The following is a 16,708-nucleotide window of genomic DNA, read 5'->3' on the forward strand; positions in this document are numbered from 1 at the left end:
GCCTTGTGAGTACGAAGATTACGACCGAGAGACGGCACAGGGGTCCGACCATTCGGCGTAGCAATGCTACGGCGAAGGCGGCTCGACCGAGTAAGGCGGAAGGCCGCCCCCTTGTAATCGCATGGGTTGCCCCGTAGCAGAATTCCTTTTGAGAGATGCGGGCTAGTTCGCTGTAATGGATGCGGATCGGGGTTGCAACCCACTTTTTCCCCTTCCCGCCTTGGATGCGGATCAACGTTGCCGCCCATGTAGCATGGTTTCCGCCAGGGATATTGCGGATCGGCGTTGCGACCCTCTTCTTCCCTTTTCCAGCCGCGGATGAAGCCGTCGCTTCGATTGCACCGCACCCATCCCCTGTCCGCCATGGCCTTGGCAAAGCCGGAGGGCAACCGCGCTTCACCCGAGGCGCACCCAAGCGGGACAAACACCCCACACCAATCGCCCATCCTGCTCTTATCCTGAGAAATAACAGGTTCGGCGCAATGTTGCACGCAAAGGCCTTCGAAGCGACGGCTTCATCCGCGACGGGACACGGCGTCATCAACCTATCCCAGGCTGCGGATCCGCGCCTGGGGCGAAACGATCTCGGTAATCCTGAACGCGAAGTTACCGTCAACCACGACCACCTCACCCCGCGCGACCAACTTGTTGTTCACCAACATGTCGATGGGGTCGTCCATCGCTTTGTTCAATTCAATAATGGAGCCAGGGGTGAGCTTGAGAATATCCTGGAGCAGCAGCTCCGTGCGCCCGATGCGAATGATGACCGGCAACTCGATGTCCATCAACAAATCGATGTTGCCGCCCAGGTCGGGTATCGCCGGCCCCGGCGGCGGCTGGTATTGGTACGCCGCATGCGGCGGTGGGGCGGCGGCCGGTGCGGCACCCGGCGGCGGGGGCGCGGCTGCCGCCGGTGGCGGCGCGGCGGCACCCGGGGGTGGGGCGGCGGCCCCGGCGGGGGGTGGGGCGGCGGCGGGCGGCGGCGGCGCGGGCGGCTCTTCCGGCTTCTTGTGCAGGCCGGCGTCAATCGAATCCAGCAAGGTCTTGTTCAGACCAACGTACATTTTGGAGTTAATCAAACCCTCGAGCTCAATGTCGAACTCAATACCGGGAAACTCATCGGCCTCAACCTGCTCGCTGACTATACCGGAATCGCTCCCGGTCACGATCTCAACTTGGCCGATGGAAATACTGTCGCCGGTTTTTTCCGTCAAGGTCTGGCAACTGGCGCCCATAATCTGGTTAATGGTTTCACTTAAAGCGTCGGAACTGTCTTCGTCCAACTCGGCGGCGTTTTCACCCTCGCCACCCAACATCAAATCGATAATGCGCGTCGCATCTTCAATGTTGACGATAAAGTAAATGGTGCCTTCCAAGCCCTTGGTAAAACTGGCCTTGGCGACAATAATCGTATCCCAATTGTGATCCTGAATTTCACCCATGCCGACAAAAGCAGAGCGCAACGGGATCAGGTCAATCTCGCGACCCAACAACATGCTCAGGACGGTAAACGCGGCGTCGGCAATGACTTCACTGACAATGCCTAGGGTTTCCACCTGATTGGTATTCAAATCGGTCATGCAACGCTTCCCAACAAAGAGGCCCGCGCACCCATGCACGGCGCTAACACACTTATCGGCACAATCCGCCTTCCATTTAATCCGCCGCGGCAGGAAGTGTCGGGAAAACATTAACCTGCAAGACGTTAAGCGAAAAACGGGAATCCTTCCGCCAGCTTAGGCCAAAGACCGCCGAAAAACAACCATTTGGTTCCCACGGTCTGCACGCAAAAACCCAATCAAAGCGGTTCAATTTTTTCGTGAACCTGAAAGGCGCGCACCTCGTTGTTGATCAAAACCTGACCCTGGTACTTGGGCACATGGTTGACACTCAACATCAGGGGGTCCTCGGGGCGGCTGGTCAACTCGATAATATCGCCCCGCTCCAAACTGAGAAAATCCTGCACGGTAATGGTCGAACCGCGAATCTCGGCGCCGACGTCGAAGTACACCCGCTTCATTAACTCCGACAACATCTTGGCTTCTTCAAAGGTCTCACTTTTCTTATAACCCGTGTACCACTCTTGGTCGAACTCTTTGGCAATCGGCTCCAAAATGATCGAGGGAATACAGAAGTTCATCATGCCGACCACTTCCTGGAACTTCACCTCAAAGACAATCAACACAACAACTTCGTTGGGCGCAACGACCTGGACCAACTGGGGCGAGGTTTCTTGGGCGTGAATGCGCATGTCTAAGTTGACAATCTGTTTCCAAACTTCTTTGAGGTCTTCCAAAATCAGGCGGAGAATCGCCTCGAAAATGTTCTGCTCAATCGCGGTCATGGCGCGAATTTCCGTCAACGGCTCGCCCGGACCCCCCAACATTTTGTCGATAATCGGGAAAACCAACGAGGGGTTGATCTCCAGCGCGGCGTTCCCCTCCAAAGGTTTCATGGCAATCGAGGAGAAACAGGTGGGATCCGGCAAGGACAACAGAAATTCCGAATAGGTCAACTGTTCAACACTCACCAGGTTGATTTCGGAAATGGTCCGCAGGTAGGCGCTTAAGGAGGAGGAAAAGTTACGCGCAAAGCGGTCGTGTAAAAAGTGCAGGGATCGCATCTGCTCTTTTGACACGCGGTCCGGCCTCTTGAAGTTGTAGACCATGACCTTTTTGTACTGTTTCTGCTTGGGTTTCTCACGCTCAATGATGCCCGTCGCCATCCCGGCACTGGGCGCATCCCCGGGATCGTCGTCCATGGCCGCATCGCCGCCGGACTGCACCGAGTTCAACAGCGCATCAACTTCTTCTTGGGTTAAAATTTTGGCCATAAGGCGGACTCCGAAAACAGGTTAGGCGGCTTAACGTCCCTTGTTTTCGACGTAACTCTTGAGGGCGTCGCGCAAACGAATCATCGACTTGGTGTGCAACTGCGACACCCGCGATTCGGTAATGTTCAGAACGGTACCGATCTCCTTCATGGTCAGTTCGTCGAAATAGTACAACGACACCACGTAACGCTCTTTGTCCGGCAACTTGCGAATCGCTTCCGAAAGGATTTCGGTCAATTCGTGTTTCTGGAACTTGTGGTACGGATCATCGGTGGAACGGTCGGGAATAAACGCAATAACCGAGTCACCCTCACCATTAGCCTGGCTATCGTTGTTGTTTAATTCTACGAACTTACCTAAAGAGACGCCTTTGAGATTGTCGAGAATTTTGTAGAACTCGTCGAGCCCGACACCCAGCTCCTTGGACAACTCCTCGTCGGTGGCGTGGCGCCCCAACTGCTGCTCCAACTGCGCATAGGATTGCTCGACCATTTTCTTTTGCTTGCGCACGGATCGAGGCACCCAATCCAAACTACGCAAACCGTCGAAAATCGCGCCGCGAATACGGAACTCAGCATAGGTCTTGAACTTGATCCCGCGACTCGGGTCAAATTTCTCAATCGCATCAATCAAGCCGATAATGCCCGAGTTCACCAAGTCGTCAATCTCGACATGGTTGGGCAGCTTCATGGAAATGCGATGGGCCAAGTACTTCACTAGAGGAATATAATCTTCAATCTGACCTTGTCGTGCTTCGTGATCCATGGTTTTTACTTCCATCCCCGCCTGTGGCATATTCATCCCCTCCTATGGCTGAATCAGCCGCTGAAACAGTTGCAACAAGCCTTTGCCGCCTCTGTCCGCCAACGTCGATTCGAGTTTCTCGGCCAGTGCCTCCACATGGCCGCGTGCCGGCGATTCTGCCGCTGTGAACATAAAAGGTTTCTGGAGAATCACGCCGCGCGCAATCACGTCGTCATGCGCAATGTGATTCAGGTAATCCAGGTCTCGTTTTAAGAAATGTTGGATAGCTGCTCTAAGCTTACCATAAACATCCTCAGCTTCCTCCTCTCCGGCGACGTCATTCACAACGAGCTGAATAAAAGCCTCGGGATCTTGCTTATAAAGGACTTTGACAAGGGCGTATGCGTCGACGATGGACGTCGGCTCGTCATTGCAAATCAGCAGCACCCGGTCGGAACCCTTGAGCGCTTGGATCACCATTTGGTTAACACCGGCGGCGGTGTCGATAAACACATATTGGAACATCGATTCCAACTGCCCAATGTCCTTGCGCAGTTGCTCGAGGTTTTGGATACCCAGGTAACCGGGATCCATGATGCCGGACGCACCGGGCAGAAGATACAGATTGTCGGAGATTTTAACCAGGATTTCAAAAAGCGAGGCCTTGCCTTCGATGACATGGCCCAAATTCAAGCGGGGATCCATCCCCAGCAAAATATCAATGTTGGCGGTGCCCATATCGGCATCGAGAATCAAGGTAGCATGCCCCCGCTTGGCCAAGGCGATGGCCGTGTTGAGGGTCACGTTGCTTTTACCCACGCCGCCCTTACCGCTGGTCACCGCGATAATGCGAATATCCTGGTCGGCCTTGGGCTCGGCGACTTTGGGTTTCTGGGCGGCGAGGCGCCGTAAGGTTTCTGCTTGATCCATCAGTTCTGGCTCCCTTTGGCTTGGGCGAGGGTGTAACCGGAAAACAAGGAGGCCAGCAGATCTTTGCCGGCAAATTCGAAATCTTCGGGGACATTTTGGCCGGTAGTCACAAAACTGACCGGCCTTGAAGCTTTGATCATTTGGGTGAACAAGCTGCCGTATTGCGAGGTTTCGTCCAATTTGGTGAACAGCAAATAATCGGGCTGGAGCGGGGCGAAGCGGGTCACGATGTCGTTGAGATCGGCGCTTTTGGTGGTGGCGCTCAGCACCAGATGCACCTCGATGTCCTCCTGATTGCCGAAGAACTGCATCAGGTTGTCCATCCCGATTTCGTCGCGCTGCGAATGGCCCGCGGTGTCGATCAGAATCAACGCCTTGTCCTGGTGGAACTGAATCGCATGCCGCAGCTCACTGCTGTTCAGGGCGACCTGCACCGGGATCTCCATTATTTTAGCGTAGGTCTTAAGCTGCTCAACGGCGGCGATCCGGTAGGTGTCCAGCGTAATCAACACCACCTCGGAACCGGCTTGCAGGTGGGCGTAGGCCGCCAACTTGGCAAGGGTGGTGGTTTTGCCGACGCCGGTAGGTCCCACCAGTGCCATCACGCGCGGGCGGGCGGGATCGACCAGCTTGGGATCGGCCACATCGATGAGTCCCGCGAATAAGCTGCGCAAAAAGGCTTGAATGCGTTTGCTGTTGTCGCGATGATCCGGTTTCATTTTGTCATGGGCCATTTTGATTAACTTGGCCGCGATGTTGTCCTCGACACCGCTGTCCTTCATCCGCTGATACTGGGTAATCATCGCGGGCGACAGTTTGAGGCCGGCAATCGGCGATTGGTTGCGGATGACCGAATAAAGCAAACCTTTGAGGTCCTGCATCTCGCGGTGTAGCGGTGTCAGGTCGGTTTCTTTTTCGCTTAAGCCGGCCAACATCTCGCGCACCTCGGCCACTTCCTCACGCAACGAACGGCCGTCCTTGCCCTCGCGGGACTTCTGCCCGGATTCAGATGCTTTCGCCTTGCGCAAGGCGTCGCCGTAAATGGCTTCAAAACCCTGGCTAAAAGGCGAGGCGGGCGGCGAATCGGCGCCGAGGGAAAGGTCGTCGGGCAAGACGGTGGTACCGCCGGCGGTGTAGGTGGGAATTTTGGGAAAAGCCGCGTCTGCGAGACCTTCCGAGAGCGGGCTGTTCTCCGAGGCGGGACTTTTGTCTTTGCCAAACGCCGATTCGGAACCTTGGCGGATGTCAATCCTGCCGCCCCCCGGCGCGTTCCCACCGGGCGCGGGCGCCGCGGCATTCGCCGCCGCCGCGGCCGAGGCCAGGCTGTTGGGGTCCGACACGTCCACCGCGGCCGTAACTTGTAAAAAATTGCGGTCGCCAAACCCCAGCGGGCCTTTTTTCTTAATACTTTTGGTGCCCAAAATAAAAGCGTCGGGACCCATCTCTTCTTTAATCTTTTCGAGCGCCTCTTTCATACTGGGCGCTTCGAATTTCTTTATTTTCATATGTCACCCACCACACCAATCGTAATGATATTGACATGCGCGGGGACCTCACTTTGACTGAAGATCAACAGGTTCGGTAACACGCGTTCAAGCAAGCGTCGCAAAGGCATGCGCAGCCCCGGATTCACCAACACAATCGGCTGAATGGCAAAGGCCGAATTCTGGATGGATTGCTGTAAATTATCGACAAATTGCTGCGCTTTTTCGGGCGCGATCACCACGAAGTTGCCCGATTCGGTTTGCTGAATCGCCTCGGTTAACTTGCGCTCCAGCTCGGGGTTGAGCGCAATCACGGCGATCTCACCGCGATCATTGAGGTACGGCGCCACAATACCGCGACTGATCGCTTGCCGCACCAACTCGGTTAACGCGTAAGGATCCTTGGTGACCATGCCGCCGTCGGCCAAAGCCTCCAACACGCTGAGCAGGTCGCGAACCGAAACCCGCTCGGCCAAAAGGTTTTGCAGCACGCGCTGCACGGTGCCCAACGGCAGAATCGTCGGTACCAAATCCTCGACGATTTTGGGATAGGTATCGGCCAAATTGTCCAACAGCGCCTGGGTCTCCTGGCGACCCAGCAGTTCGGGCGCGTGCCGTTTGATAATTTCACTCAAGTGGGTGGTGACCACGGTTTGCAAATCCACCACGGTGTACCCCACGTTTTGCGCTTCTTCCTTCAGTTCCTCGCGGATCCAATAAGCATCCAAACCAAAAGCCGGCTCGCGTGTTAACACGCCGTCGATCTCCGCGGTGGCCGTCCCCGGATTCATGGCCAGCAAATGGTTCAACATGAGTTCTCCTGTGGCAACGGAAACGCCTTTCACCAGCACCGAGTACTGGTTGGGACGCAGTTGCAGGTTGTCACGAATACGAATAGGAGGCACAACAACGCCCAATTCAAGGGCTAACTGACGACGAATCGACTTGATTCGCTCCAGAATATTACCGCCCCTTTTCGTATCTACCAAGGAAATAAGTCCATAGCCAACTTCTAAACCCATCATATCGACTTTTAACAGTTTTTCAACAGGTTCAGGTTGCGGCGTCGCCGGCGGGCCGCCTTTGCCGCCGGGAATCGCCTCCGGTTTTTTGTCGCCGCCGGGCGCCCCGCCGGGCCCCAAGGCGGCCGGAACCACGACACCCTCGGGACTGGTGTGTTTGTAGTAGGCAAAACCGAGCAAGGCCGCACTCAGCGACCAAAACGCCAGCGTCGGCAGGCCCGGCACCATGCCGAACAGAAACAGCGAACCGCCGACGAACGCCAGCGGTTTTTTGTCGTAAAAGACTTGATCCAAAACATCTTCGCCCAAAGTTTTCTTGGCGGTGGCACGCGTGGTCAACAGACCGGCCGCGATGGAAATAAACAGCGACGGCAAGGCACTGACCAAACCGTCGCCAATGGTGAGGATGGTAAAGGTGGTCGCCGCCTCAGCGAGGTCCATCTCGTGGCGAACCACACCGAAGGTCAAGCCGCCGACAATATTAATGGCGGTGATGATCAAACCGGCCATGGCGTCCTTGGCAACGAACTTAATCGCACCGTCCATGGAACCGTAGAAGTCGGCTTCTTCCTGTAAATCTTTGCGTTTTTGCCGCGCCTCTTCCTCGGTGATAATGCCCGAGTTAAGGTCGGCGTCAATCGACATTTGCTTGCCCGGCATGGCGTCCAAGGTGAAACGCGCGGTAACCTCGGCGATCCGCGAGGAACCGGTGTTAATGACCATCATCTGGATGGTAATTAAGACGGCAAAAATCAGAATCCCGATCAAGTACTCACCGCCGACCACAAACTGGCCAAAAGCCCGAATCACGGTACCGGCGGCGGCTTCGCCCTCATGGCCGCGCAACAGAATCACCCGCGTGGAGGCAACGTTCAAACTGAGCCGGAACAAGGTGGTAATCAAAAGAATGGAGGGGAACACCGAAAACGAGGTGGGTTTCGGCATGTACATCACGGTAATGAGAATGGTAAGGCCGATGGTGAAGTTGGCGGCGATCATGATGTCGAGCACAATGGTCGGCACCGGGATCATGAACATCACCAGCATGATCATGATCAGCGACGGCGTGATTAAATGCTGGTGCGGGCTTATGCGTTGCGCAAACGCGAGTAGTTGTTCCTTCATGCGTGCGCTCGCTTCTTATTCAATTTGTAAACGAAGGCCAAAATTTCGGCGACGGGGCGGAAAAAAATCTCGGGAATGTCTTGGCCGATCTCGGCCGCGTAATACAAACCACGGGCCAGGGCGCGGTTCTCGACAATGGGAATGTTCTTGGAACGGGCCCGCTTGCGAATGCGCAGGGCCACATGGTCGACACCCTTGGCGACCACCTTGGGCGCCACCATGTTGCCTTGATCGTAAACCAGCGCCACCGCGAAGTGGGTCGGGTTGGTAATCACCACGTCGGCGTTGGCGGCGTTCTCGGCCATGATGTTCATCAACCGCTGCACCCCGAGTTGGCGCATTTTGGCCTTGGCTTGCATATCGCCAAGCGCCTGCTTTTGCTCGTCTTTCACATCAGACTTCGACATCTTCAGTTGATCTTCGTGTTTGTACCACTGGTAGGCATAATCGGCCACCGCGATCACCACCATAAAAATGATGATCATGATCCAAATCGCGTAGGCAACCTCCCACACCCGCATCACCACCAACATCGGCGTCAACTGCAGCATGCCGAGGTAGTCGGCGAGGTGGGGCATGGCCGCGATGGTGATGAGGTAGCTGAGCACCCCGATTTTGGCAATCGACTTCACCAATTCCATCACACTGTTGGAACTGAACATAATGCGTTTAAAGTTGGCAAACACATTGAGTTTGGTCAGCTTGGGTTTCAGCGGGGTCCACGAAATCATAAAGCCAACCTGGCTTATGTTGCTGGCGAGGGCGGCGATCATCAGCACCGAAAAAAACGGGGTGAGCATGGCAACGAATTCGAAGGAATAGAACCAACTAATGCTGTTGATTTCACCCTGAAGGTTCCCGTAAGGCGCCACGGTCAACACGTACGCCATCACATCGCTCATGGCCACACCGAGCCCGCCCCCAAAAAACGACAAGGCGACCAAGCCGGCCAAATACTGCATCGCGGTATTAACCTCTTGCGACTTAAGGACATTGCCTTCCTCGCGTTGCTTCTCCCGTTTCTTCGCCGAGCCTTTCTCGGTTCTTCCCTCGTCCGCCGCTGACACGATCCCCTCCTAACCCGCACCGAAGTACTTAATCAGCCAGAAAAGGTTCTCGCGATAAGTGGTTAACAAACCCATAAAAAACTCAAAGGTCGGCCGCAAAACCAGGGCCACGGAAAGCAACCCCACCGAAATCTTAAACGGGAAACCCACCACCAAAACTTGGAGCTGGGGCACGGTTTTACTGATCATCCCCAGCGAGAAATCAATGGTGAACATAATCAAAAACATGGGTGCCGCGATTTGGAAGCCAATATAAAAAATGCCGGCGGTGAAATCCAAAATCCGGTTCAAACCCTCGGCATGCAGCTCGGTCCCAAACACGGGGATCAAGTCATAACTGCGCATCATCACCTCGAGAATGATGTGATGGGCGTCGGTTACCAGAAACACAATCAGCGCCAAATAACTGTAGAAAAAGGCAAAAATCGAAATACTGCTGCCGGATTGGGGATCGACAATGTTGATAAAACCAAAACCAATGAAGTAATCGATGAGGTAACCGCCGAAAATGACGATTTCAAAAATGATGGCGGCGGTAAAACCGATGGCGGCGCCGACGGTGATTTCGGCGGCGAGCTGTATGATCAGGCCGGCGCTGGTGGGGGCGGCCTCGTAGCTGAGCGGATGCAGGAAGCCGGTGAACACCCAGCTCAAAGCCGCGGCCAGCAAAACTTTGAGGCGAACGGGGATATTCGCGGCCCCGAAAACGGGCGCGAATGCCATGATGCCGCCGACGCGGGCGGAAACCACCACAAAATCACTGAGCCAAGCCGTTGGCACTTCGAGCAAAGGGTTCATAAGGACTTTGACTAACCGCCTTCATCGCACGTAGTAGTTGAGATTGGTAAAGAGTTCGAGGGTGAAATCGCGCATTACGGAAATCATCCAGGGAAAAGCCACCAGGATGACCAGCATCACGGCGAGAATTTTGGGAATAAAACTCAGGGTGGGATCCTGAATCGAGGTCACGGCCTGAAACAACGAGATGGCAACCCCGACAATCAGGCCCAGCAGAAGCGCCGGCGCGGCCACCAAAAAGGCGGTGCGAATGGCGGCGGCTGCCAGTTCGAGGATAATGGTTTCTTCCAAAACAGACCTCCGGCGGCTAGACGTTAAAACTTTGCACGAGTGAACCGACGAGCAAGTGCCAGCCGTCCACCATGACAAAAAGCAGGATCTTAAAGGGCATGGAAATCATGACGGGCGGCAGCATCATCATGCCCATCGCCAGCAGGATCGAGGCGACGACCAAATCGACAATGAGGAAGGGAATAAAGATGAGGAAGCCAATTTCAAAGGCGGTTTTCAGTTCGCTGATCATAAAAGCCGGGGTCAGAATTTCCATGGGGACTTCCAGCCGGGTGGCCGGCTTGGGCTGACCGCTAAGGCGAATAAACAGCGCCAAATCCTTCTCGCGCGTGTGTTTGAGCATAAACAGCCGCAGCGGTTCGGCGCCGCGATCCCAGGCTTGTTCCAGGGAAATCTCGCCGCGTTTCATGGGATCGTAGGCGTCGGTTTTAATGGCGCGAAAGGTGGGCGCCATGATGTAGAAGGTCATGATCATGGCAAGTCCCGCCAGGACTTGGTTGGAAGGAACGTTTTGGGTCCCAAGCGCTTGGCGCAGGAAGCTGAGCACGATGGTCAGGCGCGCGAAGCTGGTGAACATCATAAAAATGGCGGGCACCAGCGACAGAATGGTGAGCAGCACAAAGATTTGAATGCTGTTGGATGCGGCTTCACCGGCGCTGTTGCCGAGATTGATGCTAATCGTCGGCGTATTGGTCGGGGCCTGAATTTGCGCGGTCAGCAGGCCGGTCGCGAGGAACACAACCAAGCCGGAGAGCGTTTTCACGACTCTTCCTCCATCAGTTCTCTGACCGTACGCGGTTCGCGAACAGCCTGGGAATCACTCGCCTCAGCCATTTCCTGGGAGAACGGGTATTCATCCAATGCATTGAGCAGGTTGATTTGGGTTTCGGTAACGCCCAACAAAAAACGGCGGCCGTCGACTTCCACCAAGGAAATAAAGCGGTTCGGCCCCAGCGCCAGATTTTGCACGAGGCGCATGTTGCCCGCGCCGCCGGCAATCCCGAACTGTTTGGGCAGCACCCGTTTGGCGAAATAGGAGAAGGCGAAAATGGCGCCGATCACAATGCCGAGCGCCAACAACATCTTGAGAAAGGCGCCGCCCAGGTGTTCGTTGCCGGGAATCGGGGGTTTGACGTCGGGCCGTTCGCCGCTGATCAAAAAACCCTGATCGGGGTCGCGGTCGGCGACGGGTGGGTCGTTTTCGGCGGGTTGGGTTTCGGCGCTTTGGGTGGTTTCGTCCGGGGTGGCGGCGTCGGTGGATTCCTGTTGCGCGGCAAAGAGCAAGCCGCCCGAGAGCAGCAGGCACAGCAGGAGACGGCCCAAAAGGGCGCCGACGGAATGGGATGGGGTTGGTTGCAGGGTCATGAGGGTTGGTTCCTTTACAGCGAGGGTCGGCCAAAGGGCCGCGAACCGCGTATTATATGCGCTTCCAGGGGTTGGTGATTTCGGTAACGCGCAAACCGAAGCTGTCTTCGATGACGGTCACCTCGGCTTTCATAATCAGGTAGTTATGCGCGTAAACATCCAGCGTTTCACCGGCCGATTTTTTGAGTTCCACAATTGAGCCGGCCTCAAAGTCCAGCAAATCGCGAATGGTAACCGTGGCACGTCCCAACTCAATGCTAAGCGGGACCACCAACTCTTTGAAAAAAATCAAATCGCCGATAACGTCTTCGAATTTGGTCTGGGCAACGGAGGTTTTTCTGGCCATGGACAATCCTTTCCTTGGGGGTGGCGGGTTGCGGGTTGGTTACTGGACCATGAATTCCGTGAAATAAACGTTCATGACCTTGCCGTCTTCACCATAGATGCGGTTGAGTTTGTGCTGAATCTCCTTGGACACTTCCTTCATGGTTGCCTGATCGCTGACTTCCTTAAAGGTTTTGGTGCGGAGAATGCGCAAAATCGTATCGCGGGTTTTGGTGTTGTAGAGTTTGTCGTCGGCTTCCACCGCGGTTTTGAGCTCGACTTTGGTGACCTCCAAGGCAATGGTGGTTACCAAGAAGTGGGGTTTCCCTTTATCGGCGAGGTTGAGGGTAAATTTCTCAAGCGCGATCTTGTGGCCGGCCTCGGGGACGACTTCCTCAACCACTTCTTCCACTTGCTCACCGGTGCCTTCAGCGTTTTCACCCTCGGCGGGCGCATCTTCTTTATTCATCACCGCGTTGTAGGCAAAGTAGGCACCGACCAAAACGCCGATCACCACCAGCGCGATCACGATCAACTTGATCGGGTTGCGTTTGCCGCCGACTTCTTCAAAGTCCGCGCCGGTGTCGATACTTTCTTCTTCCCAGGCCATGGCTCCTCCCGGATAAGCGATAAGATGTGGGGTTCACATAGTATTTTATCGCTTGAAAATGCAAAAATCGAGCCACCGGACCTATTTTCTAAAACTTTTACATTCAATGAATTACATGCCAAACACAGTTTTCTACAATTGTTTTCCGGTAGGAGACCCGCGCCCGGTTATGCGCCTGACGACAAACAGGTTCGCAGCCATCAACCGGGCGGGTTGATGTTTTAACGTTTGAGGTTGAGTGCTTCCTGGAGGAGCTGGTCGGTGGTGGTGATCGTCCTGGAATTGGATTGATAACCCCGCTGATGCACGATCAGCGAGGTAAATTCCTCGGCGATATCCACGTTGGAGCTCTCCAAGCTGCTGGCGATCACGGTACCGCGACCACCGGTCCCTTCCCCGTCCACGGAGGCCGGGCCTGAAGCGGCGGTGGGGAAATAGAAACCGCCGTCGATCTGCTTTAAACCCAGCTTGTTATTAAAAGTGGCTAGGGCGACGCGACCGAGTTCGAGGGTGAGCCCGTTGTTGTAGAAACCGATCATGGTCCCGTCTTGGGCAAAATCAACGTCCTGCAAAACCCCGGAACCAAAACCGTTTTGCGCGATGGTGCCGGTATTAAAGGTGCTGCCGAAGCTGGTGGTGAAGCTGGTGTTCTGGGTGAGATCGGTGGGATCGGGTATGTCGAGCAAGTCGAAGCTGAACAAGATATCCTCGGCCCCGCTGTCGAGATCGGTGATCAAGATTTGGCGGTTGGCGGCGATGGTGTTCACCGGCGCCCCGTCCACTTCTTGCAAAATGCCGTCAGGCCCAAAAAGGACCACCCCGGTGCCTTGGTTGGGCGCGGCCGGACTCACGGTCCCGCTCGGCATCTCAAAGGCGTAGGTCCATTCCCCGGTGTTGGGTGTTTTGGTCCAGGTGATCGAGAGTTGGTGGGGTACCCCTTTGGAGTCAAATACCTCGATGGAAGAGGTGTAGGTATCCCCGTTGACGGCCTCGGCGCTGAGGTTGGACACAAAACGCACTTGCGAGGTGGCCAGCGGTGGCGACGCCTCACCCAAATCGATGCGCATGTCGGTGTTGCCGCCGCTGGTATCCACGGTCCCGTCGGGATTGGTGCCCATAAAACCCTGGACGCGGCCGCCGCTGGCGGCGACGAGGAACCCTTGGTTGTTAAAACCAAAGTTACCGGAACGCGTGTAGGCGGTTTGGCTGCCCGTACTTACCGCAAAAAAACCCTCACCCTGAATCGCCAGGTTGGTTTTGATGCCCGTGGTTTGGATGGAACCCTGTTCGAACTTGGCCACGATCTCGGAGGTACGAACCCCCAAACCGACCTGGATTGGGTTCCCGCCGCCGTTGACGCCGCGGATGGTGTCGGACATGATTTGCGAAAAGTTGGTTTGGCTGCGCTTGTAGCCGGACGTGTTGATGTTGGCGAGGTTGTTGCCGATCACGTTTAGCGCGGTGGCATTGGCATTCAGACCGGACAAACCGGTGTAAAACGAACCCAAAAGCATAAAAGCCCCTTGCATCGCGGCACCCCGTGCACGGGCAAAAACCCGCCGGAGCAACCGCGATGGCGACCTGAGTTGAGACCCGACGCGGCGCACGCATCCGAATCATGCTGCTTTGGCGGCATGAACGAACACGCCCAGCTTGAAATTTGGCGCCGTAAAGAGGTCCAAAGACGCCGGATCGTTGCAAAGACGAGAACGACAGGTCGGCCGCCCCCGTCCAACGATACCGGCGTTTCACATGTTTACCGTTTCAGGTTCAGGGCTTCCTGGAGAAGCTGGTCGGTGGTGGTGATGGTTCGCGAGTTGGACTGGTACCCCCGTTGGTGGACAATCAGCGAGGTGAATTCCTCGGCGATGTCCACGTTGGAACTTTCCAAACTACTGGCGATGATCGAACCCCGACCACCAGTGCCTTCACCATCAATCGAGGCCGGCCCCGAGGCGGCGGTGGGTAAGTAGAACCCCCCGTCAACCTGCTTCAAGCCGAGCCTGTTGTTAAAGGTCGCGATGGCGATTTTGGCCAGTTCCAGGGTCAAACCGTTGTCGTAAAACCCAATCATGACCCCGTCTTGACTAAAATCGATGTCTTGCAAAATACCCGAACCAAAACCGTCTTGGAACAAGGTGCCGGTGTTAAAGGTACTGCCGAAACTGGTGATAAAGGAATCGTTGGGGCCGGAAGTGGGATCGGCCGGGGTATCGATGGCGTCCCAGGTGATCGACAAACTCTCGGCGCCGGTGCCCGGATCGGGAACCTGCAGAATGGGATCGCTGGTGGTACTCAGGGCAAGACCGGTGACCGGATCGTTAAGCAGCCCGGTATCAATGGAGTACAGCTTGCCGTCCTCACCAAAGCGAATCACGCCGGTACCGTCCCCGTTACCGCCGCCGTCAACCAGGGTGGCGTCCCCATTCCAAGAAAAGTCGTAGGTCCAACCCACTTGGTCAATGGTACTGGCGGCACCGCCGTTGGCGGGATCGGCGTCGCCGACCGCGAGGTCCAGGGTGGTATCGCGGGTAAAGGTAATCGTCATTTGGTGCGGAACACCCTTGGAGTCAAAAACTTCGACCGAGGTTGAATAGGTTTCGCCGTTGAGCGCCTCGGCGCTGAGGTTCGAGATGAACCGCACCACGCCGGTTTCACGGGGCGGCGAAGCTTCACCCAAATCGAGGCGGATGTCGGTCAGGTCACCACTGGTGTCAACCGTGCCGTCGGATCGGGTGCCGAGGAAACCCTGGACGCGGGAGCCGTTGGCGGCGACCATGAAGCCCTCGTCGTCAAAACCGAAGTTACCGGATCGGGTGTAGGAGGCGATGCCGTTGGTGGCGGTGGTAAAGAAACCCTCACCCTGAATCGCCAGGTGGGTTTTAATGCCCGTCGTTTGAATTGAACCCTGTTCGAACTTCGCGACGACCTCACTGGTGCGCACACCCAAACCAACTTGAATCGGATTGCCGACGCCGTTGATGCCGGAAACGGTGTCCGACATAATTTGCGCAAAGTTGGTTTGGCTGCGTTTAAAACCCGAGGTATTGATGTTGGCCAAGTTGTTGCCGATCACGTTCAGCGCAACCGCATTGGACTGCAGGCCCGAGAGGCCGGTGTAGAAGGAACCGAGTAGCATTATTTACCTCCTGGAATGACCTGAAAGGGCCATCTCGTCTTGAAGTTCCCGTTTGGATCGTTGTTTTGCGAGGTGTCTTCTTCCTCCTCGCTGCTGTTGTCGGTTCCGCCGTAGCCGGGTTCGTAGACTTCCACGACCGACTCAATCGGAATGCGGTTGCCGTCGACCATGACGTTGACCGATCCGCCTTCCCAAGAGATGCCGTCAATGCGTTTGGTTTGGAAAACCGGAGAATTGAAATAAGAGCCCTCGGCGTTTTCGAGCCGGATCGATGCGGTGTAATCACCTGGCGGCATGCGGTTGCCCTCATCGTCGAAGCCATTCCACTGGAAGCGTTGTTCGCCTTCAAAGCCGGCGGGTAATTGCGAGGTGTAAATCACACGGCCGATTTCGTTGCGCACCTCAAAGTGGGCGCGCACGGCCTCGGGATCGTCCTGGAAGATGAAGGTATGGGTGTCGCCTTCTTGGTGGGTCACGGTGGGATCGGCAATTTTGACATCTTTGCCGACGACGCCCAAGGCATTGCTGTTGTTAATCGAAGATTGGTAAATCTGCAGCACTTCTAAATTATCGTTGGTGATTCGCTGCTGTTCGAGTGATGCAAAGGTGGCCATTTGCTGAATGAATTCCAGATCGCTGGCCGGCTGCAACGGGTCTTGGTGCTGTAATTGAACGGTTAACAACTGCAAAAAGGTTTCCTCGGTAATCTCGTCATTTTCAACGGGATTCCCGGTAATACCGTAGGAACTGCTAATACTTGAAACTTCCATGCTCCACCCTCCGCCTCGCAAAGTCGGGCTGATCTCAAGCGTCTCTAAAGCAAGGCTGAAGCCAAAAAAGCAACGCCGTTAAACCCTTGTTAATTCTGCACTTCCCAAACAGCGCCTTTTTTGCGCGCGCCGAGGCGGAAAAATCTGCCGCCCCGCTTCGCCGCACCGGAAAGATTTACCCAGCCCATCTCGAACCTTGCCGGCCG

The 16,708-nt window shown here is 55.6% G+C and carries 16 protein-coding genes; all 16 read right to left on the reverse strand.

The window, feature by feature from the left end:
* Window positions 1-545 precede the first annotated feature (545 nt).
* The 16 genes from fliN to J3U88_RS31045 all read right to left on the reverse strand — a co-directional run bounded on the left by fliN (window position 546) and on the right by J3U88_RS31045 (window position 16,502).
* On the reverse strand, window positions 546-1,580 hold the full coding sequence (gene fliN / locus J3U88_RS30970) for a flagellar motor switch protein FliN (protein ID WP_207862898.1): 1,035 nt from the start codon (window positions 1,578-1,580) through the stop codon (window positions 546-548).
* Window positions 1,581-1,798: 218 nt separating this feature from the next.
* Window positions 1,799-2,833, reverse strand: coding sequence for a flagellar motor switch protein FliM (fliM, locus tag J3U88_RS30975; protein ID WP_207862899.1), 1,035 nt, complete (start codon window positions 2,831-2,833; stop codon window positions 1,799-1,801).
* Between the two features lie 30 nt (window positions 2,834-2,863).
* Window positions 2,864-3,634, reverse strand: a complete 771-nt coding sequence (locus J3U88_RS30980) for a FliA/WhiG family RNA polymerase sigma factor (protein WP_207862900.1) — start codon at window positions 3,632-3,634, stop codon at window positions 2,864-2,866.
* A gap of 6 nt (window positions 3,635-3,640) precedes the next feature.
* Window positions 3,641-4,507, reverse strand: coding sequence for a MinD/ParA family protein (locus J3U88_RS30985; protein WP_207862901.1), 867 nt, complete (start codon window positions 4,505-4,507; stop codon window positions 3,641-3,643).
* The gene (flhF, locus tag J3U88_RS30990) at window positions 4,507-6,012 is read right to left on the reverse strand and encodes a flagellar biosynthesis GTPase FlhF (protein ID WP_207862902.1); all 1,506 of its coding nucleotides are present in this window, start codon (window positions 6,010-6,012) and stop codon (window positions 4,507-4,509) included. The genes J3U88_RS30985 and flhF overlap by 1 nt, the downstream gene beginning before the upstream one ends.
* On the reverse strand, window positions 6,009-8,138 hold the full coding sequence (flhA, locus tag J3U88_RS30995; protein WP_207862903.1) for a flagellar biosynthesis protein FlhA: 2,130 nt from the start codon (window positions 8,136-8,138) through the stop codon (window positions 6,009-6,011). The genes flhF and flhA overlap by 4 nt, the downstream gene beginning before the upstream one ends.
* Window positions 8,135-9,205 (reverse strand): EscU/YscU/HrcU family type III secretion system export apparatus switch protein, encoded by a 1,071-nt coding sequence (locus J3U88_RS31000; protein ID WP_207862904.1) that lies wholly within the window; start codon window positions 9,203-9,205, stop codon window positions 8,135-8,137. The genes flhA and J3U88_RS31000 overlap by 4 nt, the downstream gene beginning before the upstream one ends.
* Before the next feature lie 9 nt (window positions 9,206-9,214).
* Entirely contained in the window at window positions 9,215-10,003 is a 789-nt protein-coding gene (gene fliR, locus J3U88_RS31005) for a flagellar biosynthetic protein FliR (protein ID WP_207862905.1), read from the reverse strand.
* Between the two features lie 21 nt (window positions 10,004-10,024).
* Window positions 10,025-10,294, reverse strand: coding sequence for a flagellar biosynthesis protein FliQ (gene fliQ, locus J3U88_RS31010; RefSeq protein WP_207862906.1), 270 nt, complete (start codon window positions 10,292-10,294; stop codon window positions 10,025-10,027).
* A 16-nt stretch (window positions 10,295-10,310) separates the two neighbouring features.
* Entirely contained in the window at window positions 10,311-11,015 is a 705-nt protein-coding gene (gene fliP, locus J3U88_RS31015) for a flagellar type III secretion system pore protein FliP (protein ID WP_423842099.1), read from the reverse strand.
* Window positions 11,016-11,053: 38 nt separating this feature from the next.
* Window positions 11,054-11,659, reverse strand: a complete 606-nt coding sequence (fliO, locus tag J3U88_RS31020) for a flagellar biosynthetic protein FliO (protein WP_207862908.1) — start codon at window positions 11,657-11,659, stop codon at window positions 11,054-11,056.
* A gap of 52 nt (window positions 11,660-11,711) precedes the next feature.
* On the reverse strand, window positions 11,712-12,005 hold the full coding sequence (locus J3U88_RS31025) for a FliM/FliN family flagellar motor switch protein (protein ID WP_207862909.1): 294 nt from the start codon (window positions 12,003-12,005) through the stop codon (window positions 11,712-11,714).
* Between the two features lie 39 nt (window positions 12,006-12,044).
* Window positions 12,045-12,593 (reverse strand): flagellar basal body-associated FliL family protein, encoded by a 549-nt coding sequence (locus J3U88_RS31030; protein ID WP_207862910.1) that lies wholly within the window; start codon window positions 12,591-12,593, stop codon window positions 12,045-12,047.
* A gap of 221 nt (window positions 12,594-12,814) precedes the next feature.
* A complete protein-coding gene (locus J3U88_RS31035) occupies window positions 12,815-14,107 on the reverse strand; it encodes a flagellar hook protein FlgE (protein WP_207862911.1) in 1,293 nt (430 codons plus the stop codon).
* A gap of 242 nt (window positions 14,108-14,349) precedes the next feature.
* Window positions 14,350-15,732, reverse strand: a complete 1,383-nt coding sequence (locus tag J3U88_RS31040) for a flagellar hook protein FlgE (RefSeq protein WP_207862912.1) — start codon at window positions 15,730-15,732, stop codon at window positions 14,350-14,352.
* Complete coding sequence (locus J3U88_RS31045) at window positions 15,732-16,502, reverse strand: flagellar hook assembly protein FlgD (protein ID WP_207862913.1); 771 nt, start codon at window positions 16,500-16,502, stop codon at window positions 15,732-15,734. The genes J3U88_RS31040 and J3U88_RS31045 overlap by 1 nt, the downstream gene beginning before the upstream one ends.
* Window positions 16,503-16,708: the final 206 nt, after the last annotated feature.

This window comes from Acanthopleuribacter pedis (assembly GCF_017377855.1).
GTDB lineage: Bacteria > Acidobacteriota > Holophagae > Acanthopleuribacterales > Acanthopleuribacteraceae > Acanthopleuribacter > Acanthopleuribacter pedis.

Excerpts from the sequence above, each read along its gene's own strand:
- fliN (WP_207862898.1), bottom strand. The coding sequence starts at position 1,580 with ATGACCGATTTGAATACCAATCAGGTGGAAACCCTAGGCATTGTCAGT.
- fliM (WP_207862899.1), bottom strand. The coding sequence starts at position 2,833 with ATGGCCAAAATTTTAACCCAAGAAGAAGTTGATGCGCTGTTGAACTCG.
- J3U88_RS30980 (WP_207862900.1), bottom strand. The coding sequence starts at position 3,634 with ATGAATATGCCACAGGCGGGGATGGAAGTAAAAACCATGGATCACGAA.
- J3U88_RS30985 (WP_207862901.1), bottom strand. The coding sequence starts at position 4,507 with ATGGATCAAGCAGAAACCTTACGGCGCCTCGCCGCCCAGAAACCCAAA.
- flhF (WP_207862902.1), bottom strand. The coding sequence starts at position 6,012 with ATGAAAATAAAGAAATTCGAAGCGCCCAGTATGAAAGAGGCGCTCGAA.
- flhA (WP_207862903.1), bottom strand. The coding sequence starts at position 8,138 with ATGAAGGAACAACTACTCGCGTTTGCGCAACGCATAAGCCCGCACCAG.
- fliR (WP_207862905.1), bottom strand. The coding sequence starts at position 10,003 with ATGAACCCTTTGCTCGAAGTGCCAACGGCTTGGCTCAGTGATTTTGTG.
- fliO (WP_207862908.1), bottom strand. The coding sequence starts at position 11,659 with ATGACCCTGCAACCAACCCCATCCCATTCCGTCGGCGCCCTTTTGGGC.
- J3U88_RS31025 (WP_207862909.1), bottom strand. The coding sequence starts at position 12,005 with ATGGCCAGAAAAACCTCCGTTGCCCAGACCAAATTCGAAGACGTTATC.
- J3U88_RS31030 (WP_207862910.1), bottom strand. The coding sequence starts at position 12,593 with ATGGCCTGGGAAGAAGAAAGTATCGACACCGGCGCGGACTTTGAAGAA.
- J3U88_RS31035 (WP_207862911.1), bottom strand. The coding sequence starts at position 14,107 with ATGCTTTTGGGTTCGTTTTACACCGGTTTGTCCGGTCTGAATGCCAAT.
- J3U88_RS31040 (WP_207862912.1), bottom strand. The coding sequence starts at position 15,732 with ATGCTACTCGGTTCCTTCTACACCGGCCTCTCGGGCCTGCAGTCCAAT.
- J3U88_RS31045 (WP_207862913.1), bottom strand. The coding sequence starts at position 16,502 with ATGGAAGTTTCAAGTATTAGCAGTTCCTACGGTATTACCGGGAATCCC.